The sequence below is a fragment of the Streptomyces sp. NPDC096324 genome (genome assembly GCF_044763015.1).
Lineage (GTDB): Bacteria > Actinomycetota > Actinomycetes > Streptomycetales > Streptomycetaceae > Streptomyces.
Window position 1 is genome coordinate 383,015 of record NZ_JBIWFK010000003.1, and the last position, 24,617, is coordinate 407,631.

The following is a 24,617-nucleotide window of genomic DNA, read 5'->3' on the forward strand; positions in this document are numbered from 1 at the left end:
GGTGGGGGTGTCGGTGAAGGTGAACGTGCCGTCGTCGGTGGTTGTCACGGGGGCGAGTGTCTTGCCTGTCGGCGAGTCCGCGTCGGTGCGGGTGACGGTGAGTGGGGTTCCGGCGGGGAGCGGGTCGCCGCCGGTGATCTTCCCCGTGGCGGTGAGCGGTTTGCCGGGGACGACCGAGGAAGGTGCGGTCACCGTCAGTGTGGTGGTGCTGCGGGAGACGGTCACGGTTCGTGTGGTGGAGGCCGGGGCGTGGCTGGTGTCGCCCGTGTAGGAGACGGTGTATTTCGCGTCGCCTTCGGTGGTGGGGGTGTCGGTGAAGGTGAACGTGCCGTCGTCGGTGGTTGTCACGGGGGCGAGTGTCTTGCCTGTCGGCGAGTCCGCGTCGGTGCGGGTGACCGTCAGCGGGGTTCCGGCCGGGAGCGGGTCGCCGCCGCTGATCTTCCCGGTGACGGTGAGCGGTTTGCCGGGGACGACCGTGGCGGGCGCGGTCACCGTCACCGTGGTGGCGGCCTTGGTCGGCGCGTTCAGCGTGTTGAGGTGGTACGTGCTGCCGCTGCCGGTGACCGCGAAGAGGTGGTCGCTGTCCGGCTCCCAGGCCAGGCCGTCCGGAACGAGAGTGCCGGTACGGGTGTCCGCGAAGTCGTACTTCCGGACCGGCTGGGTGGTGCCGGGCTTGAAAATGTAGACGTCAGGGTCGTACAACCCGTCGATGCCCGCGGCGACGGTGCCGTCCGCGGCGATGTCGACGGCGTTCGGATAGGCGTCGGTCGGGTAACTGCCGACTTCCTTCAGGTCGGTGGTGGACAGGACCTGGTGCCTGTAGGGCGAGCCGCTGGCCGTGACGACCTTGCCGCCGTCGGGCGTCACCGCGATGTCGCGCAGGTTGCTGCCGGCCTCGCCCTGGGCCAGGCGCTGCGGCGCTTCCGGGCCGGAGACGTCGTACGTCGCCACGGCGGCGGGGCTGATGCCCGGCTCGGCGGCGGCCAGCACGCCGGGCGCGGCCGGGTTGGACGCCAGTCGGGGCGCGTAGTACCAGCGGCGGCCGCTGTCCTGGGCCACGGCGAGGACGGGATCCGGGCCCGAGAGGTCGAGGGAGCCGATGTTGCCGTTCGACGCCGTGCCGTAGCCGAACCACAGCTTCCCGCCCGCGCGGGCGAGGGTCGCCGGGGCGTCGGCGGTGCCGGTCGAGTAGCGCGCGGACTCGATGAGGCCCGCCGTGTCGATCGCCGCGATCTCGTCGCTGCCCGCGACGGCCACGTACAACGTCTGCGAGTCGGCCGAGAGTTCCAGGCCGTTGGCCCCCGGCAGCGAGCCGAACGTTCCGACGACGTTGCCGCTGTAGTCGGTGGCGACGACCTTGCCGCCGGCCTGATCGCTGACGAAGACGTGCTGGTGCACGCCGTCCACGACGACATCGGAGACGGAGGCGACGGGCAGGACGGCGTTGCCGTCGGCCTGGGCGGCCGTGGACCCGAGGCCCGTCAGGGCCACAGAACTGAAGAGGACGGCGAGTGCCGTCGCAGTGGAGATTCTGCGGTTGCGCAAGGTGGTTCAAACCCCCGTGAGCCGTGGAAGGCCGCGCGTCACCGGAGCTCGGAAGGCGCCGGGCGCGGCATGCTTCGGATGCCTATGACATGAGTGTGACAACGGAGCCGTCGGAATGGTTGTGCGCCGGAAGGGGGGACTCCGGGGCTTCTCCCACGAGGATGTCCGTTCCTCGCGGGCTCGGACCCAGGGCGTCGCGCCTGACGAAGCGACAGGTCACGCGGCCTGCCCGGCAACACAACCGATGGGAGCCGGGCCTTGTCCGGGCCGCCGTCGACGGGGTCCGGGCGAAGCCGATGGTGTGCGGCGCGGGGACGTGCGGCGTGCACCGCGGCGGCCTGCGGCGTGCACCGCGGGGTGGGGCCCGTGGCGCGCGGCGCGGTCTGGGTTCGCGGCGTACGGCGCGGTGTGGAGTCCGCGACATGAGGCCTGAGGTGCGGTCCGTCGGCGCTGCCGGTCCCACCCCCGGCCGACGCCGGGAGCGGCACCGGAAGCGGCACCGGAAGCGGACCAGGCGGAGCGGCCGCGTCGTCAGCGGGCGCTCGTGGTGCGGATGTCGTTGACGTCTCCCGACACCGGCTCCAGCTCCGCGACGAGGTCGGTCGTGACCGTCGGCGATTCCCCGCCGCCGTAGGTCAGGGTGACGGCGACCTCACGGCTGTTGCGCCCCTCGCTCACCGTCCACTGGACCGGGACGTTCTGGGCCCGCAGGACGCCGTCGGCCTGGTTCTTCTTCTCCCAGGCCGCCAGCTTCTTGGCGAGGGCGGGCGTGAGGTAGTGCGCGCGCAGGGCCTTGGACAGTGCGGTGTCCGGGCCCGCGGGGGCGTCCTTCGCGTCGACGTACGCGCCGTAGAAATCGGCGACCTGGGTCACCGAGTCACCGGTCGTGCCACTGATCGACCGCACCGCCGCGGCCGCCTTCGCGGATGCCTTGACGGGGGCGCCGCTCGTGGTGCGGATGTCGGTGATGTGGCCGGTCGGCTCCTGCGTCACGACGAGCCTTGTCGTCGTAGTCGGCGATTCCCCGCCCCCGTAGGTCAGGGTGACGACGACTTCGAGGCCGTTGCGCCCCTCGCTCACCGTCCACTGCGCCGGGACGTTCTGGGCCCGCAGGACGCCGTCGGCCTGGTTCTTCTTCTCCCAGGCCGCCAGCTTCTTGGCGAGGGCGGGCGTGAGGTAGTGCGCGCGCAGGGCCTTGGACAGCGCGGTGTCCGGGCCCGCCGCGTCGTCCTTCGCGTCGATGTACGCGCCGTAGAAGTCGGCGACCTGGGTGACCACGTCACCGTTGAAGCCATTGACCGACCGCAGCGCGGCGGACGCCTTCGCGGATGCCTTGGCGGGGGCGGGGACGGCGGCCTGTGCCGCCGCCTGCGTCACCACACCGAGCCCGACGGCCAGGACGAGACCGGCGGCGAAGGCCGCGCGGCGGCCCGGACGACGACGTGCGTGGGTGTTCATGGTCATGTCGTGTCTTCCTTCTTCATCAGTGGTCCGTAGGTGGTCGCTCCCGGCCCGCGCCGGCTCTCCCGCCGAACGCGCCCGCCGACGTCTCACCACCCGTCCGCGTCCGATCCGAGGACATGACGGCCTGACCGCCCGAGCGGGCGGACGGATGCCCGGTCCGCGGGGACGAGCAGGAACAGGGGGAGTCGTCACCCGGCTGCTACCGGAGCCTCAACCCACCCCGGCCGGTGCGACACCAACAGCTTCGAAGACACCGAGAACCCACCGCAACCACCACCGCCGAGCCCGCAACGACGCAACCGTCCCACCCACCCTGACCTGCGCGAACAAGCACTGCCTGGGATGCCGTCCTGGGACGCGGAGACGCCCTCGCGCCGTCTCGGGCGCCGCCTGCCGGGCGTTGAGGAATCCTCCCAAGCTCTGCGTGCATCGCCCGTGGTGAGCTCCGCCGGGTTCTTGCGGGCCCACGTACTGACTGTCAAGATCATCGCCATGACCGCTCCAAGAGCTGCCCGGCGTGCCGCCGGTACGCAGAACGTCACCGATGTCCTTCTCGCCATGACCTTCATCAGGCGTCGTACTCCCGAACGGGACGCCGCCGACCTGCTCCGGGGCCAAGTCTTCGAAGTGGCCGCACTCAGCAGAACCATCGGCCGAACAGTTCTGTTGAACATCGGCAGGGGCCGACAGGTGCAGCACCTCAAGATAGGCAGCCTGTTCGTTGCCCAAGGGCAGCCGCTGATGTGGCGGGAGCGCCGTACCGGCCAAGAGACGGTACTCAACGGTCCGTTCACGCTCACGCGGCTCGACAAGAAGGTCCCGCTGAACGGCAGGCTTTCGTTCTACGAGCTGACCACGGTCGACGGAAGCCATGAGGTGGCGCTGCCGAAGAAGGACGCCCCCCTGGTTCTGATCGCGATAGGCCAGGATTCGCTGGAGCCGCAGGCCCTCAGCTGACTCCTTCCGGAGAGCAAGTACGGCAGCACGCCCGGACCGGCGGCGATGCCGGCCGTCACAGCGTGGGGAGCCGAGAGTTTCGGGTCGTCTCCGGGTCGTCCGAGGCCGCTCGGCGGTGACGGGCGGCGACCGTCGGTGACGGATCGGCTATCAGGGCGGTCGGTGAACCGCCAGGTCACAGCCCCCCGACCGAACGCGTTTCCCCCGAGGGGTAGCCGTCAGGCAAGATGGGGTGTTACTTGCCGAACGATGGCATGAAACAGCCCCTCACCAGCGGTTTTCCCGCAGATAAGGGGCCGTGTCAGGCGGCTTGGGCCGTCTCTGGGCCGTCATGGGCGTGACCGGCGGCCCGGTACATCGCGCTGATGGCTTTCCGAGTCCTGGCCTCGCTGCTCGGCATCAGATGCGTGTACACGCGGAGCGTGAAGCCCGGGTCACTGTGGCCGAGGTAGAGGCTCAGCGCCTTGATGTTCTCCCCGGCGTCCAAGAGAACCGAGGCGTAGAAGTGCCTCAGGGCGTGCATTCCGTGCTCACGGGCCGCCGCGTACCGCTGGCCCTTCTCGGGGGCCGGGATGATGCCGGCCGCGGCAAGCGCGGGCTTCCACCGCTCGTCGTTGAAGCCATTGCTCCAGAGGGCCGTGCCGACGCTGCTCGTGAAGAGGAGCCGATGCGTCACCTTGGGCCCCGTGGGCGTCATCCACGGCAAGGTCACCTCGACCGGCGGGAAGCGCTTCATGTGCTCGGTCAACGCCGCGGACACCTCGGGATCGAGCGGAACGTCCCGGAGATTGCCCCGCTTCGGGGGAGCGAAGACGAGGGAGCCGCGGACCTTCTTCACCTGCTGCCGCACGTACAGCCAACCGAGATCCCCAAGGTTGTCGACTGCGAGCCCGAAGATCTCGCCTTGACGCAGTCCGCACCCCGCGCCGACGTCCGTCATGGCCTGGTAGCGCCCGGGCAGTCCCGCACGTACGGCGAAGACCTGCGAGGCCGACCAGGGGTGCACGCGTGACGGCGCGGGACGAGGCGCCTTGACCGAGCGGGCACGGCAGGGATTCGATGCCAGCAGGCGGTCATCCACGGCCGCGGTGAGAACGGAGGAGACCGCGTCGAAGATCAGGCGCCGGTACGAGGCCGACGTAACGGACTCTTCCAGCCGACGGCTCCAGTCCCGGATGTGCTCCGGCTGGAACGAACCGATCGGCCGAGTGCCGAGGTGGGGCAGGGCGTGAAGACGGAGCCGCCCCTCGACCGCGGCCCGGCTCGTGAGGTCGGTCGTCAGCGCCGCGATCCAGCGGTCCGTGTACTCACGGAAGGTCGTCCGTGCGGCGCGAGGATCGATGTACTGGCCGCGCGCCATGTCGGCTTCGATGTTGGTCAGCCAGGCGTCGGCCAAGCGCTTCTGCTTGTCCGGGAAGCTCTTGGACTTCTCGGTCCCGTCAGGGCCGATGTAGCGGGCCCGGTAGCGGAGACCGAGGCCGTACCGGTCGCTCTTCGTCTTGCGAGTCTTGCCATCCGCGCCGATCTCGACTTAGTTGTGTGAGCCGTTTATGACGTCCACGCCGGAGCGCGTGCCGGAGTCGATGGCCGGGGCCATGAAGGTCTGTGAGAGCAGGAAGCCGAAGAGTGCGACCACGACGACGACCCAGGTGCGGACGCCGAGGAACTTGATCGCTCCCCAGGCGATGAGCCCGAGGACGAAGACGAGCGGCAGGCTGACGGTCACGGGGGTGGGTCCTTTCAGCGGACGGGGCAGCGGTGAGTACGGGCGGCCAGTTCGGCGGCGGCGCGGCTGTCGTAGTCGGCGGAGAAGCCGCAGCGCGGAGCGGTGCAAGCGGCGGTGTGCTTCTCTCGGCCACGACCGTCGTACGACGTGCCGACCTGAACGGGGCCGATGCGGGTGACGGAGCGGAAGCGGCGGTTGGCTGGCACAGCTGGATTCCTTTCCTTCGTTTGCTTGCCTGGGGCGCGCAGGCGTGCGTAGATGACCGGCATGTCACAAGGGGCGCGGCAGCTGGCCGCCTTCGGTTCGGCCGCGTTGGTACTTGGGCTCGCGTGCGTCGGGGGAAAGTGGTGGTTGGGCGAGTCCTGGGCCACCGTGATCACCACGTGCTGCCTTGAGGTACTGATCATTTCGGCCGTGGTCGGAACCCGGCGAGTGTTGCGGAAGCCGTAGGGCCTCCCGGCGGAGTCCGCCGTCAGAGCTGAGCAGCGATGGCGTCGGCCATGGGGGCTGGGACGCCGAGTCGGGCGCGGAGGGTCGGGGTGTCGATGGCGGCTCCGGTCCGCGTCTGGTGTTCGGCGGCGACCTTTCGGGCGTGCTCGACCAGGGCGGCCGGGACGGATACGGCGGGAGGAGCCGGGGTCGGTTCGGGCGCCGGTAGTGCAGGGAGCTCCGGTACGACTCCGGGCGCGTCCTCCTGGTCCTCGGCGTCCTCGGTCTCCTCGTGCGGCGCTGGAGTCGAGTGGGCGAGCAGTGTGCCGCCGAGGAAGGCGACCGCGGGCCAGCCCGCGACGAGAATGCGGAGCCAGGCCGGCACCCGGTCCAGGTCGAGGAGTCCCGCGGTGGCCACGTTGGCGCCGAGGGAGGCGACGAGGGCGATGACGAACCAGCACCACCCGGCGGCTTTCGCGTCACCGGTCCGCAGCCGTCGCCACGCGGCGACGAGCAGCAGGTCGACCGAGACGGGATATGCCCAGGCCTTCCACCCGTCCTGACCGGCCGCCGAGGCGACGTCGTGCAGGTGGGCGAAGGACAGCGCGGCGGCGATGACCGCTTGGACGAGGACCGCGTCGATACGGGCCAGTTGGGCGCGCATGCTGCGGTTCCTTCCGGATTCAGGCATGGCAGGGGTAGGGAAGTGGCGCGAGACGGTCACACCGGCCGAGGGAGAAGGAGGGTTCAGTCGGCCACGGGTCGAGGCTGTACGACCGGGGCCGGAATCTCGAGGGGCGGTACGGGCACGTCGGGCCGGAAGGGCTTGAGCGCGGGCAGGTCAGGGACCATGTGCGCCGACTCGCGGCAGATCTCGGCGGCGTCGCCGAGGGAGAGGTAAGGCGTGCGAATGCGGGACCAGCCGCCGGAGGAGTCGCCCGCGACGGCGAGGCCGGGCCGTTCGGGTGCGATGGCGCAGGCGGCGGAGCCCGCTTCGGGGGCGATGTCGCCGAGGGCCATTTTGGCGGAGGCTTCGTCGTTGACGCGGTGGCAGACGCGGCCGGTCAACTGGGCCCGGAGCATGGTCGCTCCCTTGCCGAGTTCGGCGCCGAAGCGCTGGCCGCAGACCTCCAGGTAGATACCGGCGGCGCGGCCGAGCTGGGCGAGGCGGATGAGCTGGGTGACCATCTCGTCGCGCCGTTCCTCGTCCTTGCGGGTGGCGACGAGGAAGAGTTCGGCCACCTCGTCGACGAACAGCACGATGGGGACGGGGCGTTCGTCCTCGGGGAGCCCCCAGACGTCCGAGGTGATCTCCTCGTCGGGTGTCCCCGGGGCGATCCCCTGGCGGGTCTTGATCAGTTCGTACCGGTCCTCCATTTCCTCGATGAGCACGGGCAGCAGTTCGGCCGCCTGCTCGGGGTCGGTGGCGAGAGCGGAGAGCCGTGCGGCGAAGGGCGAGAGCTCCACACCGCGCTTGCAGTCGATACCGACCAGGGCGACGGGCTGAGGGGCGAGTCCGGCGACGAGGTGGCGCAGGTACATGGACTTGCCGGAGAGCGTTGCGCCGAGGGTGAGTTGGTGAGGGATGGCACGGTAGTCGCGTACGAACGGGGTGGCGTCCTCGCGCAGGGCCACGGGCACTTTGAGAAGCCCGGACGCGAGCTTGCGAGGCATCCGCACGCGCCGCAGAACGTCGAAGCCGACAAGCCGCAGTTCGACCACGCCGGGCTTGACCGTGCTGACGTACACGGCGTGAACTCCCCAGGCGTGCCGCAGCCGTTCGGCCGATGCGGCCACGTCGGCCGGCTCCTGCCCCGGTGCGAGCCGAAGCCGGATGCGTAATCCGGTCGACGTGGGGCGGATGATGCCCCGGCGGGGCGGTACCGGCCGAACCTCACGGCGGGTGGTGGCCTTGACCGCCAAGGCCCGCAGCCGGGACGGAGCCACGGTCAGCCCGCACGCTTCCATGACCGAGCCGTACGAGCCGAGCAGCCGTGCCGTGGATAACGGCAGGCCGACCGTGGACCAGTAGACGCCCGGGTGCTTGGCCCGGGCGTAGGCAGCCCCGCCGCCGAGTGCGGCGACAGGACCACCCACCTCCAGGAGCGTTGTCAGGTCGGTCATCAGGCCGTGGCCCCCATGGCGGCCGGGAACGCGGCCGGAGTGACGGCGGCGGAGCGGTAGGCGATGCCGTGCCGCTGCTGACCGTTGAACACGCTCTCCCACGGACGGGCCACCAGTCCCGGCAGCGAGACCGGCGCCCCGAGCGCGAGCCCTTCGGACACTCCGCTCTCCGGGACGGTGACCTTGATCAGGGACGACTCCCCTTCCTCGATGTAGACGACGCCGATCGTCATCAGGGCCTCGCCACTGACGGCGTCCTTCGCGATCTCGCCGGTCTGACGGTCACGGACCTTGGGCTCGGGCGCCTCGGTCAGAAGGATCGTCGCGGCCGAGGTCTCCACACGGATGGTGCGCAAGGTTTCTTCCTATCTACTCGTCTAGACAAGATGCAGTCTTCGAACCCGATGACTTCGGGAACGCCAACCACAGTGCCACACAACTTGCCCACTCGTCTATACGAGTAGGGCTGTTGGGGTGTACGAGTCCGAAAAGAGGCCTCGCGCACCGCCGATCAGGTCGCCGGAAGCTGGTAGTTGAGGACGTACGCGTCCGCCGCCATGACGGTGTCGCAGACCTCCACGGCCCGCTTCTCCGTGTCGAAGGCGGTGCGGATGAGGTGGATCACCGGTACGCCGGAGGCGAGTCGAAGCGTCTTGACCTCGGCGGGCGAGGGCATCCGGGCGCGGATCTCCTCCTCGAAGTGGTCGAGGTGATGGCCCAGCTCCTCAAGACGGGCGTAGATGCCGCCGGGGCCCGGGTTGGGTTCGGCGATCTGCGTACCGCGCGCGATGTCGAGCGGCAGATACGAGGTGGCGAACTCGACCGGCCGGCCATCGAGCAGGTACCGGCGGCGCCGGGCGAGCACGCGCCGTACGGACCCGAGCCGGGTGGAGATGTCCTGGCTGGCCTTCTCCTCCTTGACCTCAAGACTGTCCACCTGCGGGTGACTGCCCGCGGCGTCCGCCTCGACGATGAACGCCGACTTCCCCTGCTCACGGTGACGCCGGGCGAACCGGTCCGAGGCCAGCCGGCGCACGGGCGGACGCGGCCGGACGAAGACGCCCTTGCCGTGCTCGGCAGCGACCAGGCCCTCGCCCTGGAGAATGGAGAAGGAGTTGCGGACGGTCATCCGGGAGACGCCGTAGTGCTCGACGAGTTCGGCCTCCGAGGGGAGCTTTTCGCCCTCCTTGAATCGCCCACGGTCGATGGCCTCGCGCAGCTGGTCAGCGATCTGCCGGAACACCGCACGATCGCTCGTGGGGTCCAGATCGCCGAGCAGGGACGGAAGTGAGGTCACGAGTACTCCTTTAGGTATCTAGACGAGTGGGCGAGTGTTGTTGCTACGGTGGAGAGCCTAGCCAGCCGAGAGGGCCGAGGAACGTGAGCACTGACCGTCCGCACTCCGTGAGCGTTGCCGGAGTCATCGTCGACGACCAGGGCCGGGCCCTCTTGATCCAGCGGCGCGACAACGGCCAGTGGGAACCCCCGGGTGGCGTCGTCGAGCGGGAGGAAACCCTCCCCGAGGCGCTTCAGCGCGAAGTCCTCGAAGAAACCGGCATCAAGATCACGCTTCCCGCGACCCTCACCGGCGTCTACAAGAACATGACGGGCCTGATCGTCTCGCTGGTCTTCCGCTGCGAAGCCGCCGACGGCTCGCCCACCACCGGGGACGAGACCCGCGCACTGCGTTGGGCCACCCGCGAAGAAGTCACCGACCTCGCCGACGAGGCGTACGCGATCCGCGTCCTGGACGCACTCGACGCGGCATCCCCGCCAGCCATCCGCGCCCACGACGGCGTGAAACTCGTCTAGCCCGAACCCGCTGCACATGGCGGCCTACCAGCACGAAGGAACTTGTATGCACGAGTATACGAGCACTGCGCGGGTCTGGGGACTCACTTGCCCAGGTTTTCCGGAAGAGGTGAGCCGGGCCCGCCGCTGGACCCGCGACATCCTGCGCGACTCGCCCTTAGCCGAGGACGCGGAGCTGATCGTGAGCGAGCTGAGCGCGAACGCGATCCTCCACACGGCCAGCGGCAAGGAGTCGGGCAGCTTCCATCTCGCGCTCGCGGTCTCCCCGCAGGTGATCGCACTGTCGGTCACGGACGACGGAGGCGCGGGATCGGCTCCGGCCGTCGAGCACCAGGACCAGGAGGCCGAGCACGGCCGGGGGCTGGGCATGGTCAGCGTGATCGCACACCGCGTCGTCGTCCACGACAGCGACGGCGGCCACACGGTCACCGCGGAACTCTTCACCGGGGGCCGCAGGGGAGGCCACCCGTGCTGACGGACAAGCCGCGGCGCGGCTACTGGTGCGAGTGCTGGACCGAAGAACTCACCGGAGGCGAACCGCCAGAGCTCCGGGCATCCTTCGACGCCTATACGGCACCACAGGCTGACCGATGGGTAGCGGTCGCTCTCCGCACCATCTCCCCGGCACTCGACGCCGACGCATCGGACGAAGCATGGGCCTGGCTGTACGAGGGACGCATCCGGACCCGGAGAGCCCTCGCGCGCATGGAGCCCTGCACAGTCTCAGTGACCCACGCCGGCACACGCATCACCTGGACGATCCGCCCAGTCCTCTTCGTGCCACTCGCCCACCGACAGGGCATTGAACTCCCACCCTGCGCATACGACTTCAAGCCCCAGCAGACCTACTGAGTTACAACTTTCTCTACTGGTTCAAGGCGGCTCGCTCCGCTCCCCGCGTGCGGCACGGCCCCCGGCCGGGCCTGCGCTCCTGTCTCCGCCCCGCTCCAGCCCGGCCGGCGCCCGTGCCGCGCCGTTGGTGATCAGCCGCCAAGGCCGGAGGAAGGGTGCATCGTGGCTGGGGCGGTCGGTTCCGCGGCTTTACGGAGCCACTTTGGCGCGAGCCTCGAAGATCATGGCCCCAACGTCGTGCTTTACCGGGCAGGTCCACAGACTGCCCGACGCGCCGGAAGCTTACGGGGCCATGATCACTCGCGCCAAAGCAGCGCCACCCCAAAGCCGCTGCACCGACCTCGTGTGACCTGCCTGGCGGGTCGTTGCGTTCCGTTCAGGCAGATGGGCAGGGTTGCGGATCTTATCACCGGGTGTCGGTGGGTATGAGGGAACCAGGCCATTACCGGCGTGGGGTCCTGTGGGTTGCCCTACGGTGTGGTCGGCGTGAAGAACAGTTGCGGGGGCGCTCAGGTGCTGCGGGAGTGCCCCGTTCGGGGGGTGCGGTGTGACGGGTGCCGGGCGGTTCGACGTGTTCGTGTCCTATGCACATGAGGACGAGCCGTGGGCCAGAGTGTTGGCGGAGAATCTGCATCGGCTGGGTCTTGATGTGTGGCTGGATCAGTGGGAGGTCGCTGGGGGCGGCCTGGTGGCGTCTCGCTTGCAGGACGGACTGGCGAAGGCCGGGGCTGTGGTGGCGGTCGTCAGCCGGCACTGGGTGGATTCGGGCTGGTGCGGTGAGGAGTTCGCGGCTGCCGTGACGGCTGCGGTGGAGCGGGGACAGCGCCTGATTCCGGTCCTGCTGGGAGAGGTGGCGCTGCCGCCGTTCATCGCCTCACGGCTGTACGTCGACTTCCGTCATGTGGCATCCCCCCAGCAGTACGAAGAGCTGGTCAATAGGCTGGAGCGGGCGGTTCGGGGGCTGTCATCGGGGCAGCGTCCGGAGCGGGGCGGGCCGTTGGTGGTGCCGCCCACGGCCTACCGGCCGGACGGGCCCACGCACGTGGAGTTACGGATCGGCGCGGAATCGGTGGTGTTCTCCACGGCGAACGATGAAACGTCCTGTGCGCCGCAGGGCGTTGACCATGATCTTGAACAGAAGCTGTGGGGGCTGCAACGGGCCCGCGCGCGGGCGGCGGGCGGGATGATCTTGCGGCGGCCAGCGGTGCCGGAGGTGGAGGCCGCTCCCGCAGAGCTGGCGGGGGCATTGGTTGCTGTGGGAGAGGCGCTGGGAAAGCGGTTCGTTCACGGCGATACGGCGCACGGACTGGCCGGGCAGGAAGAGCTGGCCCGGGCGCGGAACGCGTTGTTGCAGATCGGGCTGGCGGTGGATGATCCCAGGTGGGTGGATCTGCCGTGGGAGAGCCTCGCCGTTCCCGGGACGGCGGGTCCGCTGGTGCTGTCGGAGCAGGTGGAGTTGTACCGCACCGTGGGACGGGACAGCGAGCCGGTGGCGGTACAGGTGCCGGGGCCGTTGCGGATCCTGGCGGTGGTGGCTAGCCCTGAATCCGGCGGAGGCGAACTCCTCGACTACGAGCGAGAACTGGGCCGGATCCTGGACGCGGTCTCCCCGGCGCGCTCCGGGCAGGGCGCGTATGTGCGGGTGCTGAACTGGGGCAGCCTGGCCGAGATCCGTGCGGCCCTGGAGCAGGAGCGTTTCCACATCCTGCACCTTTCCTGCCACGCCGCCCCCGGGGTGCTGGTCCTCGAGGACGAACAGGGGCACGCCGACGAGGTCGACGCGCAACGATTCATGGGGGCACTGCCCGCCGACCGGGGCGTCCCGCTGGTGGTGCTGGCTGGCTGCTCCACCGCCCGTACCTGTGCGCCCCATGACACGCAGGCAGCACGGGAGCGGCCCCCGGCCGAGGACGAGGGCGCCCCAAATGCGGGCGGCGCGGGCCCCGACGACACGGCTGATGCCGATGCGGAGGGCAGGATCCGGGCGGGGCTGGCGCGTGCGTTGCTGGAGCGGGGGGTGCCGGCGGTGCTGGCAATGACCGAGGCCGTCACCGACCGCTACGCCACCGAACTGGCCGCGGACATGTACCAGACGCTGGAGCGGGCGGAGCATCCCAACCCGCTGACCGCGCTCTCCAATGCCCGCCGCACTCTGGAACAGCGGCGCCGCAAGCTGCTGAAGGAGCGGGATCCGCGGGCCGGGTGGCCGGAGTGGGCCACCCCGGCCCTGTTCTTGGCAGGCCCCCCACTGCCTCTGTTCGACCGAAACCACTGTGACGAGCGGGTGGCGGTCGTGCCGGAGGCAGTGCTGGAGGAGGGCATGGTGGTGCGCAAGGTCGGCGAGTTCGTCGGCCGCCGCGCGGAGCTGCGCCGGCTGCTGGCCGTGCTGCGGGACCCGAAGCAGGCTGGGGTTTTGGTGCACGGGATCGGCGGGGTCGGTAAGTCCACCCTGGCCGCCGAACTGCTGCATCACTACGGCACCTCGGGCCGGCTGGTCGTGCCAATCGCGGCTGCTACGACCCGGACCGTCGACGCCGTGCTGGAAACCCTGCGGCAGTCTCTGAACGCCCACTGTCTGGACGAGGATCTGCCAGAGACGGACCCGTTGCGGCGGGTCACCGTGGCCTTGGCGGACGCCCGCATGCCATGGCGGGACCGGTGGGAGCTGGTTCGCCGGATCGCGCTGCGCCGCCTGCCAGCCTTGATGATTGTGGACAATGCTGAGGATCTCCTGGCCCCCGCGCCGTCGGGCGAGGGATGGGAACTCGCCGACGGGGACCTTGCCGAGCTACTGGCCGCATGGGTTGGTGCAAGCCCTGACGCCCGACTGCTGGTCACCAGCCGCCACCCCTTCCGTCTCCCCCGACGCACACACAAGCGGCTCACCGCTCACCATCTGGGGCCGCTGTCGCTGGCGGAGACCCGCAAACTCATCTGGCGGCTGCCCGGCTTGGACGCCCTCACCCCGACCGACCAGCGGCGCGCTTACGCCGATGTCGGAGGTCACCCGAGAGCGTTGGAATACCTCGACGCGCTGCTGCGCGGCGGCCAGGCACGCTTCCCCGACATCGCAGACCGTATGGAAACCGCACTGGAGGCCCGCGGGGTCGCCGATCCGGAGCGCTGGATGGCAGGTGTCGAGGGTGATCTGGACACGGCGCTGGCCGAGACCGTCACCCTCGCGGTCGACGACGTCCTCCTCGACACCCTGCTCGGCCAGCTCGACGGCGTGCCAGGAGCGCGGCAGCTGCTGGACGGGATGGCCGTCTACCGCACCCCGGTCGATGCCACCGGGGCCGCCTGGCAGCTGTCGGATCTCACCACACCTCCCGAACCCGACCCCGCCCTCCGCCAGCGCATCCAAGCGGTGAACGCCCAGATCGCGGAAGCCCGCGCGGCCGGAGTAGGGCCGGACAACGGCGAAGGTCTACCGCCCGAGACGATCATCGAATACGCAGCTGTCTCAGAGGAGTTGCGGCAGCCGCCGGTCGTCCTGGACGCCCAGGCCGAAAAGGCGTTGAAGCGGCTGCTGGACCTCGGGCTGCTCTCACCGGCCCCCGCACCCCAGGACGAGCAGGGCAGCCCACCCAGCGGTCTGACCGTGCATCACTGGACCGCCGACGCCCTCCGCAGGCGCGCCCACCCCGACACCCTCCTAGCCGCCCACCAGCGGGCCGCCGCCTACTGGCAGTGGCGTGTCAACCTCTGGCCCCAGCCACGCACCGACGACATCACCCAACTCATCGAGGCACGCCATCACCACCACCAGACGGGCGACCTCGACCAAGCCGCCACCGTCACCCAGCAGGTGTGCCAGCAACTGCATACCTGGGGCGCGTGGGACTGGGAACAACGCCTGATCGAAGAGACCCTCACCTGGCTCCCGGCCCGCTCCCGCCCAGCCGCCGCTCACACCCACCAGCTCGGCATGATCGCCGAGGTGCGGGGGGACTATCAGCAGGCCGAGGAACGCTACCGCGCCTCCCTCACCATCCTGGAGGAACTCGGCGACCGCGCCGGCATCGCCGCCAGCTACCACCAGCTCGGCAGGATCGCGCAGCTGCGGGGGGACTACGCGCAGGCCAAGGAACGCTACCGCGCCGCCCTCACCATCCGGGAGGAACTCGGCGACCGCGCCGGCATCGCCTCCAGCTACCACCAGCTCGGCATGATCGCGCAGGAGCGGGGGGACTACGCGCAGGCCGAGGAACGCTACCGCGCCGCCCTCACCATCAAGGAGGAGCTCGGCGACCGCGCCAGCATCGCCTCCAGCTACCACCAGCTCGGCATCATCGCGCAGCTGCGGGGGGACTATCAGCAGGCCGAGGAACGCTACCGCGCCTCCCTCACCATCCTGGAGGAGATCCGCGACCGCGCCGGCATCGCCTCCAGCTACCACCAGCTCGGCATGATCGCGCAGACGCGGGGGGACTACGCGCAGGCCGAGGAACGCTACCGGGCCTCCCTCACCATCGCTGAGGAGCTCGGCGACCGCGCCGGCATCGCCACCAGCTACGGTCAGTTGGGCATGCTCCGTACCGAGCAGCAACGCCCCGCCGACGGCGTGCCGTACACCCTGCAGGCCCTGGCGCTTGAACTGGAGACCGGAAGGCCGCCTGGCACAAGCCTCTACTGGCTCGGCCGGCAGAGGGCTCTCCTTGGCGACGACGCCTTCCGCTCTCTCCTCGACGAACTGCTGCCGGACGAAGCAGCAGGATCAATCATGGACGTCACGCAACCCCAGGACGAAGCAACGCCACATGACCGGGCAGCCGCCCCAGACGAGCCCACCAGTACAGACGCGACATAGGACGCAGTGCGGCACACCACTGGAGAATCCACGGATCCCTCCGACTCGACACCCCTGCATCGGCCATGCCGTCACAGCACCCCGTAGTCCTCCACATCCCGCGATGTGATCCATCCCAGTAACGTGAGGCAAGGAAACCGAGGACAGGACAAACCGTCGGCAGCCGAAGGGGAACAGTCATGGTGCGTGCACCCAAGAGCGTGGATGTGAAACTGAACCTGCACGTGCTGGAGATCTCCGGCACCTGGGAACCCAACGACGCCGAACGCCGCGCAGCCTGGGAAGTCTACGTAGAACTGGTCACCCGGATCTCCGTCGTCCCCCTGCGCTCCGACGAGGGCCTCCTGCGGGAAGCACTCAGCAGCCTGTACTCCCTGTTCGCCACGACCCGCGACGTCCTGCGCCACCACGGCCCCGACGTGGCCGAGCCCAAACGCAACGGGCAGTACAACTTCGGCTACCTCGCCGTCGCCATGCTCAACTTCGGCATCCGCCCCCTCCTCGCCCGCTGGCACCCGGCACTGGAGGACTGGGAACACCGGCGCCCCGCCGACCGCTCACGCCGCGACCACGAACAACTCTGGCCCCACACCGATGAACTGCGCGCAGCCCTCACCGACACCCGCAGCATCCTCACCGCCTACGCCGACCTCCTCGCCACCGCCTGCGGCGTCCCCAACCTCCTGCAAGCCGTGCCCACCGACAACTGACCCATCGCCGCAATACCGCTCTCGCTGCTTCGACGAGACCGCTGCACCCTTTCGCAATGAAGGGCATGCCGCACAAGAGCGGTTCGCGGCAGCACCGCAGCCGCGGTTGACCAGTCGGAAGAGCAGAGTTGGCCGGCGGCCTGCTCGATGGGACCGCCACGCCTCCACTGGCCCAGCCCGCTCTGGTCACCGCCAAGGCAGCGCGGCTGAGGCCAGTGGGGCACGCCAGACACACGCGCGGGTCGTCGGTCGGCGCACCCGCCATCGTGGCCGACTGTCGTCAGCCGAAGCTCAGAGACTCCAAGCCCTAGCTCCGCCAAGGAACGTCGGAGGCGAAAGGGCCGTGCCGTTCACGTGCCAGATCCTGCGGGGAACCACGGGGAACAGTGGGGACTGGCCACAGGTGCGATCAGGGCTCCAACCCACCCCACCTCAGGTCAGCCCAGCAACCGCCGCCAAGAAAACCGAGCTTCCCAAGCTCAAGGCGCAAGCTAGGCCGGACCATCTGGATCTGTGGGCACCGCTCCCCTTCTACAGCGACACGGGGGCGTGGTCACTCAGCGGCGCCCGCCCCGCCCTGCACCACGTCTGCGATCTGCTCCGCGATCTCATCGATGGAGAAGACCGTGGTACTCACTGCCACCTTGTCAGCGAGGGAGGGGCTGTACCGTCTGACGCCCTCGGCACTCAGGTTGTGCCAGATCGGCAGGAGAGACTGCTCTCCGGCAACGTCGCGGGTCACTAGCCCATCAAGTTCGTGGTTCGTCCAGCCCTTAGCGAAGAAGGATTCCGACAGGACGACGACTCCATACCGACTGGCCCTGATTCCCTCGTCGATCTTGCGGCGAAGACTCTGCCCGATCCGCATCTGCGCCTCATCGAGCCAGACGGTCACGCCAAGCCGAGTCAGCGCATCCCGGAGTGGACGAGCAACGGCAACTTTGTCCTCGGAGGCGTGCGAGATGAAGACATCCCAGGTCTGCCCTCCCAGCGCGTCGCCGTCGGGTTCCTCCGGTTCGTGAACTGCGACGGCTCTGGCCGGATTGCTCTGTGTTTCACGCGCCGGGGGCAGGAAGCCCCTGGGCGGGGGTTGGACGGTGACCGATGCAGCGATCCGCCCGGCGTAGCCTCCGAGGTCGACGGCAACTACCCAATGATCGTTGCTAGGGATGGTCACTTGGAACGGAGTCTGAGTGGCACGGCCACCTAGGTACCGGTATCTCCGGCCTGCCTTGTAGTTGTTGTACTGGCTGCGTGTCATTACCTGAATGTTGGCCTGATTGCGCAATGTAACGCTGACCGTGGAACCCTTCTTGAGGTTGCCAAGGTCCGTGTAGAGGTGTTCCACGGGGTCTCCAGAGCCTCCGTACTGCATGTCCGTCTCAGGGTAAGGAGCACCACTGACAGTCGGGGGGAAGCAGGGAAGTTGACCCTTCATGGCACGCCGGCCGATCGCACCACAAGCGCACCAGACACGGCGGTGAACGGCGGGGAATCACGGTGAAGGCAGCCGGGGCCGTCGGGCCAACGACCCACCCGTTTCGTCCAGGTCAGAGCGCGATCCGGCCCAAGTGCCCGCAGCTTCCCAAGCTGATGGCTCAGCGGTTTGGACAGCTCAGATCGATTGGGACGCCTGTGGCCCCTCGGCGTCCCTGCGGCTGGATACGACATGCCGCGCGATCGTGGACAAGGCCAACTCGTGCTCCTCGTCGACCACAAGCCAACCCTTGTCCAGGAGCGATTGCAGCACTGGGCGAATCTCTTCACCCAGCTCCTTCGCCAGGTCGTCATCGGTGGGGGAGGGGCCATCCTGGACGAGGCTCGCCACGTGGAACACGACGGCTTCTTCTCCCGCGGTGATGTTGAAGTCCATGACGTGAAGGTATGCGAGCTCCTTGGCCGTAACACGCCGAGGGCCCTGTCGTAGCGGGCCGGCCGTCGCGGCTTGCTCTGGTCGACGGCGCCGATGGCGTGGCTGAGGCCAGTGGGGGTGCAGCGAGGCCACGCGTGCGTGGTCCGTCGGCGCGCCCGCCGTCGTGGCTGACTGTCGTCGGCTGAGGTTCAGACGGGGCGGGTCGAAGGTGTCGCCGTCAGCGGGTGCCTCAGGGCTGGGCCGTCTCTGGGCCGTCCGAGGGGCGCCGAGGCCGACCGATGGCGACCGACAGTGACAGGCGATCTACAGACGCCAACAGCAGAACCCCAGGTCACAGGCCCCCCGCCGAACGGGTTTCCCCCAGGGGCTAGCCGTCAGGCAAGATGGGGTGTATCTGCCCACTGCCGATTTCAAGCGTCCGGACGGTTTCTCTTGGCTGAGTTCATTTACACCATGCGCAAGACGCGCAAGGCGCACGGCGACAAGGTGATCCTCGACGACGTCACCTTGAGCTTCCTGCCTGGCGCCAAGATCGGTGTGGTCGGTCCCAACGGTGCCGGTAAGTCCACCGTTCTCAAGATCATGGCGGGCATCGAGCAGCCCTCCAACGGCGACGCGTTCCTGTCGCCCGGCTTCAGCGTCGGCATCCTCATGCAGGAGCCGCAGCTGGACGAGTCCAAGACGGTGCTGGAGAACGTCCAGGACGGTGCCGCCGAGCAGATGAGCAAGCTCAACCGCTTCAACGAGGTCGCCGAGCTGATGGCGACCGACTACTCGGACGCGCTCATGGAGGAGATGGGGAAGCTCCAGGACGACCTGGACCACTCCAACGCCTGGGACCTCGACGCGCAGCTCGAGCAGGCCATGGACGCGCTGGGCTGCCCGCCCGGCGACTGGCCGGTCACCAACCTCTCCGGTGGCGAGAAGCGCCGCGTGGCGCTCTGCAAGCTGCTGATCGAGGCTCCGGACCTGCTCCTCCTCGACGAGCCCACCAACCACCTCGACGCCGAGTCGGTGAACTGGCTGGAGCAGCACCTCCAGAAGTACGCGGGCGCCGTCGTCGCCGTCACGCACGACCGGTACTTCCTGAACAACGTCGCCGAGTGGATCCTCGAACTGGACCGCGGCCGCGCGATCCCCTACGAGGGCAACTACTCCACGTACCTCGACAAGAAGGCCTCCCGCCTCAAGGTCGAGGGCCGCAAGGACGAGAAGCGCGCCAAGCGGCTCAAGGAAGAGCTGGAGTGGGTCCGGTCCAACGCCAAGGGCCGTCAGACCAAGTCCAAGGCCCGCCTCGCCCGTTACGAGGAGATGGCGGCCGAGGCCGACAAGATGCGGAAGCTGGACTTCGAGGAGATCCAGATCCCGCCGGGCCCGCGACTGGGCTCCATCGTCGTCGAGGTCCAGAACCTCTCCAAGGCGTTCGGCGACAAGGTCCTCATCGACGACCTGTCCTTCACCCTGCCGCGCAACGGCATCGTGGGCGTCATCGGCCCGAACGGCGCGGGCAAGACCACGCTGTTCAAGATGATCCAGGGCCTGGAGACGCCGGACACCGGCGCGATCAAGGTCGGCGAGACGGTCAAGATCAGCTACGTCGACCAGAGCCGCGCCAACATCGACCCCAAGAAGACGCTGTGGGCGGTCGTCTCCGACGAGCTCGACTACATCAACGTCGGCCAGGTCGAGATGCCGTCGCGTGCCTACGTGTCCGCCTTCGGCTTCAAGGGCCCGGACCAGCAGAAGCCCGCGGGTGTCCTCTCCGGCGGTGAGCGCAACCGGCTGAACCTGGCGCTGACCCTCAAGGAGGGCGGCAACCTGCTGCTCCTCGACGAGCCCACCAACGACCTCGACGTGGAGACCCTGTCGTCGCTCGAGAACGCGCTCCTGGAGTTCCCCGGCGCGGCCGTGGTCATCTCCCACGACCGCTGGTTCCTGGACCGGGTCGCGACGCACATCCTCGCGTACGAGGGTGAGTCGAAGTGGTACTGGTTCGAGGGCAACTTCGAGTCGTACGAGAAGAACAAGATCGAGCGACTCGGCGCCGACGCCGCGCGCCCGCACCGCGCCACCTACAAGAAGCTGACCCGGGGCTGATCTTGCGGCACATCTACCACTGCCCGCTGCGCTGGGCGGACATGGACGCCTACGGTCACGTCAACAACGTGGTGTTCCTCCGCTACCTGGAGGAGGCCCGTATCGACTTCCTGTTCCGCCCGGAGAAGGATTTCAAGCAGGGGTCCGTGGTGGCGCGCCACGAGATCGACTACAAGCGGCAGCTCGTCCACCGGCACGCGCCGGTGGACATCGAGCTCTGGGTGACGCAGATCCGGGCGGCGTCCTTCACGATCACGTACGAGGTCAAGGACCCCGACCAGGTCTACGTCACCGCCTCGACGGTGATCGTGCCGTTCGACTTCGAGCGGCAGCGCCCTCGCCGGATCACCGCCGAGGAGCGCGACTTCCTGGAGTCGTACCGCGACGACGAGGACGAGGCCGTCGCGGCATGACGGTCCTGCACCTCGCCGACGCGGGGGAGGCGGCGGATCTCGCCGCCTTCCTCTCCCGGCTCGTCCACTACGACCGCGCGGCCGCCGTGCGCCTTCAGGCGCACGGCACCACGCTCGCGGTCTTCGGACGGCCGCCGTCGTTCGAGGTCCTCGCCATCCGTACGGCACGGCTCGCCAAGCCGTACGAGCACGGGCTCGACGTCACCCTGGACGTGACCGTCTCCGCCGGTGAACTCCTGGAGTCCGTCGAGGAGTCGGCGGCCACCGTCGGTGTCCCGGCCGCCGTCACCGGGCCCCCGTGGGCCGGGGTCCTGCCGCCGCGCGGCGGCTGGCGGGTGGAACCGGGTCTGCCGGGACCGGACGCCGTGCGGGCGAAGGTCGCCGAGGCGGTGGCCGAATTCCGGTCGCGCACCGAGGAGTTGGCTCCCGAGCTGCGGACCCGGGCCGAACTCGACCGGGTCGGGCGGGAGATATGGTCCCGGCCGATCGGCGACACCGGGCTTCCCGTGCGGGCCGCGCACGCCGCGCAGGCCCTGGGATTCCTGCGGCCCGCGCCGGTCGCGCCCGTCGCGGTGGACACGTCCGTCTCCGCGGAGGGGCGGGCCGGGGGACAGCTCCCGCCGGGCGACAACCCGTTGGCGCTGTACTCGTCCGGTCCTTGGCTGCGCCTGCGGACACCCTTCGGGTCGGTCGCCGTCCGCCGGGCGGGACTCGGCTCGCTGGGCGTCAGCGTCAACTGACCCCCGCTTCCCGGCCCCCGCCTTCCGACCTCGCGCATCCGCCCCCGCGGGCCGGCGGTCAGCCCGCCGTGTTCACCATCGACGCGGCCGCGTACGCCAGGTAGTTCCACAGCGTGTGCGTGTGCTCCTCGGAGAGGCCGAGCTCGTCGACGGCCACCCGCATGTGCTTCAGCCACGCGTCGTGCGCCGCCTGGTCGACCTTGAACGGGGCGTGCCGCATCCGCAGCCGGGGGTGGCCGCGGTTGTCGCTGTACGTCGTCGGGCCGCCCCAGTACTGGATCAGGAACAGCGTGAGGCGCTCCTCGGCCGGGCCCAGGTCCTCCTCGGGATACATGGGCTTCAGCAGCGGATCCCCGGCGACACCCTCGTAGAAGCGGTGCACGAGGCGTCGGAAGGTCTCCTCGCCGCCGACCTGCTCGTAGAAGGTCTGCTCCTGAAGCGTGCCGCGCCGAATCTCTTTCACGCCCCCATGTTCTCAGACGGGGCGACCGAGGACTCCGGGCTTAGGACCACTCCCGTTCCGGAGGGTGCGGTGAGGGGTCGGGACGGGAGTGGGGGAGGGGCTCGGGGGCGTCCGGTGCGGCGCTCGCCTCGCGGGCCGTTCGGCAGCACAGTGGAGGTATGGGCGCGCACGCTCTCGAAGAATCCGGCCCCGGCCCCGATGACCTCGCCGCCTCGGCGCGGGCGTCCCTGGTGCGCGAGATCGAGCGGAGCGGTGCCTGGGAGGGCGATCCCGTCTGGCGTGCGGCCTTCGAGGCCGTACCGCGCCATCTGTTCGTGCCGTACTACTACCTCGGCGTGATCGGCGGCTACGAGCGCCTGTGGGGCGAGGACCCGGATCCGCGGGTCCGGGACCGCTGGCTGCGCGGCGCGTACGCGGACGCCCCGCTGGCCACCCGGGTACGCGACGGGGAACTGGTCTCCTCCAGCAGCCAGCCGTCGCTGATGGCGAAGATGCTGGCCGAACTGGAGGTACGGGACGGGGACGCCGTCCTGGAGATCGGCGCCGGAACCGGCTACAACGCGGCGCTGCTCGCGTACCGTCTCGGCGACGGTCTGGTCACCACGGTCGACCTCGACGTGGAGATCACGGAGGCGGCGCGGCGGCATCTGGCCGTCGCCGGGTACCACCCGACCGTCGTCACCGGGGACGGAGCACGCGGGGTACCCGGGCGCGCTCCCTTCGACCGGATCATCGCCACCTGCACGCTGACCACGATCCCGCGCTCCTGGCTGGTCCAGTCACGCCCCGGAGCCCGCGTCCTGGCGCCGCTGGCCACCGGCCTGATCACGCTGGAGGTGCGGGACTCCGGTCACGCCGAGGGACGCTTCCTGCACACGTCCGCCTTCTTCGTGCCGCTGCGCGGTGCCACCAGGCCCGGACCGGAGCAGGAGCCCGCCAGGGTCGTCGGGGTGCCGCGCCGGGCCCGCGGTCACGATCTGTTCCGTTTCCTGCTCGCCCTGACGGCGGGCCGCCTGGACCCGCACGACGCCTACGCGCTGTGGGAGCGCGAGGGACAGCCGCAGCGCGAGCGGTACGGGGTCACGGTCGGCGCGGACGGCGCCTGGGCCTGGCTGGACGACCCCGAGGGGCCGTACACCTGGCCGCTGCCCTGAGTACCCTCCGGGCCGCTCCGGACCGCCGAGCGCGTCCCGTGGCGGAGCTCAGCCCCGGCGGATCGTGATCGTCGTCCAGGCGCCCACGTGCACCCGGTCGCCGTCCTGGAGCGGCACCGGCACGAACGGCTGGATGGGCTCCTCGCCGCCGTTGACCGTGGTCCCGTTCGTCGAGTTCTGGTCGACGACCGCCCAGGTGCTGTCCGGCTGCTGGACCAGGACCGCGTGCTGGTGCGAGACGCCCGGGTCCTCCGGCGGCACCGACAGGTCGATGTCCGGGGACTCGCCGGTGGAGTGCCGGCGGCGGCCGATGGTGATCTGGTTGCCGAGGAGCGGACGCTGGAGCTCCGGCGAGTACGCGGGCAGGTTCAGGCCCGCCGCCTCGGGTCCGGAGCGCTGCATCATCGCCATGAAGTACTCGCGGTCCGGCGCGATGGTCGCGCTCCAGGACAGCGACTGTTGTTGCTGCTGCTGAGGCGGCGGCTGCTGCTGGTAGCCGGGACCGGGCGGGGCCTGGGTGGCGCCGGGCTGCGGGTAGCCGTAGCCGGCCTCCTGGGCCGGGCCGCCCTGAGCGCTCGGGCCGCCGGGGCCGCCGTGGCCACCGGGCGCGCCGGACGACGGCGGGGGGATCACCCAGTCGTCGTCAACGCCGCCGAAAGCCTGGCCGCCCTGCTGCGGGCCGCCCTGTCGCGGCGGTCCGCCCTGGGTGTAGGGCGGCGGGGAGGGCTGCTGGGTGTAGGCCTGCTGCGGGGCGCCGGGACCGCCGGGCGCGGACGGCGCCGCCTGCCGCGACGGGTCGCCGAAGCCCTGGTCGCCGAAGCCCTGGGGGCCGCCGTACGGCTGGGCACCCGGGCCCGGCGGGATCGGTTCGGCGGGCCGGTTCATCTGTGAGGGCCGCGAGCTCTGGTACTCGAACGGGTCGTGACCGGGGCCACCGGGACCCGGACCGCCCGGCTGTCCCTGCCCGGGCTGCGGGAAACGCTGCCCCGGATTCTGGCCGCCGGGACCACCAGGACCACCGGGACCGCCGTACGGCGACTGCGCGCCGGGACCGCCGGGAATGCCCGGAACGCCGGGGCCGCCCGTCGCGCCGGCCGGCGGACGCGGTGCCGCCGGTGTGTACGAGGTCGCCGTGTTCGTGAGGAAGTTCCACCGGCACTCCTCGCAGAACGGCGCCGCGCCCTCACGGGGCGTGCGGCACTGCGGGCAGAGCTCGGCCCCCGGGTCCGGCACACCGGAACGGCCGCCGGGCGCGGGCGGCGGCGAACCGGGCGCCGGGTAGCTGTAACCGCCGCCGGGCGGCGGGGGAGGGAGCGGGGGAACACCGGCCATGCGGTGACCGCAGACCTCGCACCAATCGTCGGAATTCGACTGGTGTCCGTTCGGGCATGTCGGCATGTCGGTCCTTCCCCCTTCCCTTTTCCGGTCGTCATGACCGGGTTTCTCCG

At 69.8% G+C, this 24,617-nt stretch carries 23 protein-coding genes; 10 read left to right on the plus strand and 13 right to left on the minus strand.

Annotated features, from left to right (window positions below; translation table 11 throughout):
• Nucleotides 1–1,545 (minus strand): Ig-like domain repeat protein (locus tag ACIQ7M_RS09125; RefSeq protein WP_403641580.1); only part of this gene is annotated, 1,545 nt, incomplete at its 3' end.
• A 531-nt stretch (nucleotides 1,546–2,076) separates the two neighbouring features.
• Nucleotides 2,077–3,009, minus strand: coding sequence for a hypothetical protein (locus tag ACIQ7M_RS09130; protein ID WP_403641583.1), 933 nt, complete (start codon nucleotides 3,007–3,009; stop codon nucleotides 2,077–2,079).
• Between the two features lie 342 nt (nucleotides 3,010–3,351).
• On the opposite strand from ACIQ7M_RS09130, the gene ACIQ7M_RS09135 reads away from it, so the two are divergent.
• Nucleotides 3,352–3,966 carry a hypothetical protein gene (locus ACIQ7M_RS09135; protein WP_403641586.1) on the plus strand — a complete coding sequence of 205 codons (615 nt, stop codon included), beginning with the start codon at nucleotides 3,352–3,354 and terminating at the stop codon, nucleotides 3,964–3,966.
• Nucleotides 3,967–4,267: 301 nt separating this feature from the next.
• Here the strand turns inward: ACIQ7M_RS09135 and ACIQ7M_RS09140 are convergent, their stop codons facing one another.
• The 7 genes from ACIQ7M_RS09140 to ACIQ7M_RS09170 all read right to left on the minus strand — a co-directional run bounded on the left by ACIQ7M_RS09140 (nucleotide 4,268) and on the right by ACIQ7M_RS09170 (nucleotide 9,542).
• On the minus strand, nucleotides 4,268–5,491 hold the full coding sequence (locus ACIQ7M_RS09140) for a tyrosine-type recombinase/integrase (protein ID WP_403642213.1): 1,224 nt from the start codon (nucleotides 5,489–5,491) through the stop codon (nucleotides 4,268–4,270).
• A gap of 6 nt (nucleotides 5,492–5,497) precedes the next feature.
• A complete protein-coding gene (locus ACIQ7M_RS09145; protein ID WP_403641589.1) occupies nucleotides 5,498–5,692 on the minus strand; it encodes a hypothetical protein in 195 nt (64 codons plus the stop codon).
• Nucleotides 5,693–5,706: 14 nt separating this feature from the next.
• Nucleotides 5,707–5,898, minus strand: coding sequence for a mobile element transfer protein (locus tag ACIQ7M_RS09150; protein ID WP_389284958.1), 192 nt, complete (start codon nucleotides 5,896–5,898; stop codon nucleotides 5,707–5,709).
• A 266-nt stretch (nucleotides 5,899–6,164) separates the two neighbouring features.
• Entirely contained in the window at nucleotides 6,165–6,785 is a 621-nt protein-coding gene (locus ACIQ7M_RS09155; protein ID WP_403641593.1) for a DUF2637 domain-containing protein, read from the minus strand.
• An 83-nt stretch (nucleotides 6,786–6,868) separates the two neighbouring features.
• Nucleotides 6,869–8,245, minus strand: a complete 1,377-nt coding sequence (locus tag ACIQ7M_RS09160) for an FtsK/SpoIIIE domain-containing protein (protein ID WP_403641596.1) — start codon at nucleotides 8,243–8,245, stop codon at nucleotides 6,869–6,871.
• Complete coding sequence (locus ACIQ7M_RS09165; protein ID WP_403641599.1) at nucleotides 8,245–8,601, minus strand: hypothetical protein; 357 nt, start codon at nucleotides 8,599–8,601, stop codon at nucleotides 8,245–8,247. Before ACIQ7M_RS09165 ends, ACIQ7M_RS09160 begins: the two co-directional genes overlap by 1 nt.
• A 155-nt stretch (nucleotides 8,602–8,756) precedes the next feature.
• Nucleotides 8,757–9,542, minus strand: a complete 786-nt coding sequence (locus tag ACIQ7M_RS09170) for a GntR family transcriptional regulator (RefSeq protein ID WP_151472681.1) — start codon at nucleotides 9,540–9,542, stop codon at nucleotides 8,757–8,759.
• A 107-nt stretch (nucleotides 9,543–9,649) separates the two neighbouring features.
• Between ACIQ7M_RS09170 and ACIQ7M_RS09175 the strand changes: the two genes are divergently transcribed.
• From ACIQ7M_RS09175 to ACIQ7M_RS09195, 5 genes are all read left to right on the plus strand, one after another.
• Nucleotides 9,650–10,057, plus strand: coding sequence for an NUDIX hydrolase (locus ACIQ7M_RS09175; RefSeq protein WP_129813871.1), 408 nt, complete (start codon nucleotides 9,650–9,652; stop codon nucleotides 10,055–10,057).
• Between the two features lie 46 nt (nucleotides 10,058–10,103).
• Nucleotides 10,104–10,532 (plus strand): ATP-binding protein, encoded by a 429-nt coding sequence (locus tag ACIQ7M_RS09180; RefSeq protein ID WP_403641603.1) that lies wholly within the window; start codon nucleotides 10,104–10,106, stop codon nucleotides 10,530–10,532.
• Nucleotides 10,526–10,909 carry a hypothetical protein gene (locus ACIQ7M_RS09185; protein ID WP_403641606.1) on the plus strand — a complete coding sequence of 128 codons (384 nt, stop codon included), beginning with the start codon at nucleotides 10,526–10,528 and terminating at the stop codon, nucleotides 10,907–10,909. The genes ACIQ7M_RS09180 and ACIQ7M_RS09185 overlap by 7 nt, the downstream gene beginning before the upstream one ends.
• A 547-nt stretch (nucleotides 10,910–11,456) precedes the next feature.
• Nucleotides 11,457–15,719 (plus strand): tetratricopeptide repeat protein, encoded by a 4,263-nt coding sequence (locus tag ACIQ7M_RS09190; protein ID WP_403641609.1) that lies wholly within the window; start codon nucleotides 11,457–11,459, stop codon nucleotides 15,717–15,719.
• 179 nt (nucleotides 15,720–15,898) lie between these two features.
• On the plus strand, nucleotides 15,899–16,429 hold the full coding sequence (locus ACIQ7M_RS09195; RefSeq protein ID WP_403641612.1) for a hypothetical protein: 531 nt from the start codon (nucleotides 15,899–15,901) through the stop codon (nucleotides 16,427–16,429).
• 553 nt (nucleotides 16,430–16,982) lie between these two features.
• Here the strand turns inward: ACIQ7M_RS09195 and ACIQ7M_RS09200 are convergent.
• Both ACIQ7M_RS09200 and ACIQ7M_RS09205 read right to left on the minus strand, forming a co-directional pair.
• Complete coding sequence (locus tag ACIQ7M_RS09200) at nucleotides 16,983–17,777, minus strand: DUF1883 domain-containing protein (protein WP_403641615.1); 795 nt, start codon at nucleotides 17,775–17,777, stop codon at nucleotides 16,983–16,985.
• Between the two features lie 267 nt (nucleotides 17,778–18,044).
• Nucleotides 18,045–18,302, minus strand: coding sequence for a hypothetical protein (locus tag ACIQ7M_RS09205; RefSeq protein ID WP_403641618.1), 258 nt, complete (start codon nucleotides 18,300–18,302; stop codon nucleotides 18,045–18,047).
• A 432-nt stretch (nucleotides 18,303–18,734) separates the two neighbouring features.
• Between ACIQ7M_RS09205 and ettA the strand changes: the two genes are divergently transcribed.
• The 3 genes from ettA to ACIQ7M_RS09220 are packed head-to-tail and all read left to right on the plus strand — an operon-like array spanning nucleotide 18,735 to nucleotide 21,552.
• Complete coding sequence (gene ettA / locus ACIQ7M_RS09210) at nucleotides 18,735–20,399, plus strand: energy-dependent translational throttle protein EttA (RefSeq protein WP_389838702.1); 1,665 nt, start codon at nucleotides 18,735–18,737, stop codon at nucleotides 20,397–20,399.
• A 2-nt stretch (nucleotides 20,400–20,401) separates the two neighbouring features.
• The gene (locus ACIQ7M_RS09215; protein ID WP_355763110.1) at nucleotides 20,402–20,812 is read left to right on the plus strand and encodes a thioesterase family protein; all 411 of its coding nucleotides are present in this window, start codon (nucleotides 20,402–20,404) and stop codon (nucleotides 20,810–20,812) included.
• Nucleotides 20,809–21,552, plus strand: a complete 744-nt coding sequence (locus tag ACIQ7M_RS09220) for a hypothetical protein (protein ID WP_403641621.1) — start codon at nucleotides 20,809–20,811, stop codon at nucleotides 21,550–21,552. The genes ACIQ7M_RS09215 and ACIQ7M_RS09220 overlap by 4 nt, the downstream gene beginning before the upstream one ends.
• A gap of 58 nt (nucleotides 21,553–21,610) precedes the next feature.
• Here the strand turns inward: ACIQ7M_RS09220 and ACIQ7M_RS09225 are convergent, their stop codons facing one another.
• Entirely contained in the window at nucleotides 21,611–22,015 is a 405-nt protein-coding gene (locus tag ACIQ7M_RS09225; RefSeq protein WP_355763104.1) for a globin, read from the minus strand.
• 158 nt (nucleotides 22,016–22,173) lie between these two features.
• On the opposite strand from ACIQ7M_RS09225, the gene ACIQ7M_RS09230 reads away from it, so the two are divergent.
• Nucleotides 22,174–23,169, plus strand: coding sequence for a methyltransferase domain-containing protein (locus tag ACIQ7M_RS09230; RefSeq protein ID WP_355763101.1), 996 nt, complete (start codon nucleotides 22,174–22,176; stop codon nucleotides 23,167–23,169).
• Between the two features lie 48 nt (nucleotides 23,170–23,217).
• Here the strand turns inward: ACIQ7M_RS09230 and ACIQ7M_RS09235 are convergent, their stop codons facing one another.
• Nucleotides 23,218–24,567 carry an FHA domain-containing protein gene (locus ACIQ7M_RS09235; RefSeq protein WP_403641625.1) on the minus strand — a complete coding sequence of 450 codons (1,350 nt, stop codon included), beginning with the start codon at nucleotides 24,565–24,567 and terminating at the stop codon, nucleotides 23,218–23,220.
• Nucleotides 24,568–24,617: the final 50 nt, after the last annotated feature.

Bases quoted from the DNA above. Each gene is read 5' to 3' on its own strand.
- ACIQ7M_RS09130 (WP_403641583.1), bottom strand. From the start codon at position 3,009: ATGACCATGAACACCCACGCACGTCGTCGTCCGGGCCGCCGCGCGGCC.
- ACIQ7M_RS09135 (WP_403641586.1), top strand. From the start codon at position 3,352: ATGCCGTCCTGGGACGCGGAGACGCCCTCGCGCCGTCTCGGGCGCCGC.
- ACIQ7M_RS09155 (WP_403641593.1), bottom strand. From the start codon at position 6,785: ATGCGCGCCCAACTGGCCCGTATCGACGCGGTCCTCGTCCAAGCGGTC.
- ACIQ7M_RS09160 (WP_403641596.1), bottom strand. From the start codon at position 8,245: ATGACCGACCTGACAACGCTCCTGGAGGTGGGTGGTCCTGTCGCCGCA.
- ACIQ7M_RS09180 (WP_403641603.1), top strand. From the start codon at position 10,104: ATGCACGAGTATACGAGCACTGCGCGGGTCTGGGGACTCACTTGCCCA.
- ACIQ7M_RS09195 (WP_403641612.1), top strand. From the start codon at position 15,899: ATGGTGCGTGCACCCAAGAGCGTGGATGTGAAACTGAACCTGCACGTG.
- ACIQ7M_RS09205 (WP_403641618.1), bottom strand. From the start codon at position 18,302: ATGGACTTCAACATCACCGCGGGAGAAGAAGCCGTCGTGTTCCACGTG.
- ACIQ7M_RS09220 (WP_403641621.1), top strand. From the start codon at position 20,809: ATGACGGTCCTGCACCTCGCCGACGCGGGGGAGGCGGCGGATCTCGCC.
- ACIQ7M_RS09230 (WP_355763101.1), top strand. From the start codon at position 22,174: ATGGGCGCGCACGCTCTCGAAGAATCCGGCCCCGGCCCCGATGACCTC.
- ACIQ7M_RS09235 (WP_403641625.1), bottom strand. From the start codon at position 24,567: ATGCCGACATGCCCGAACGGACACCAGTCGAATTCCGACGATTGGTGC.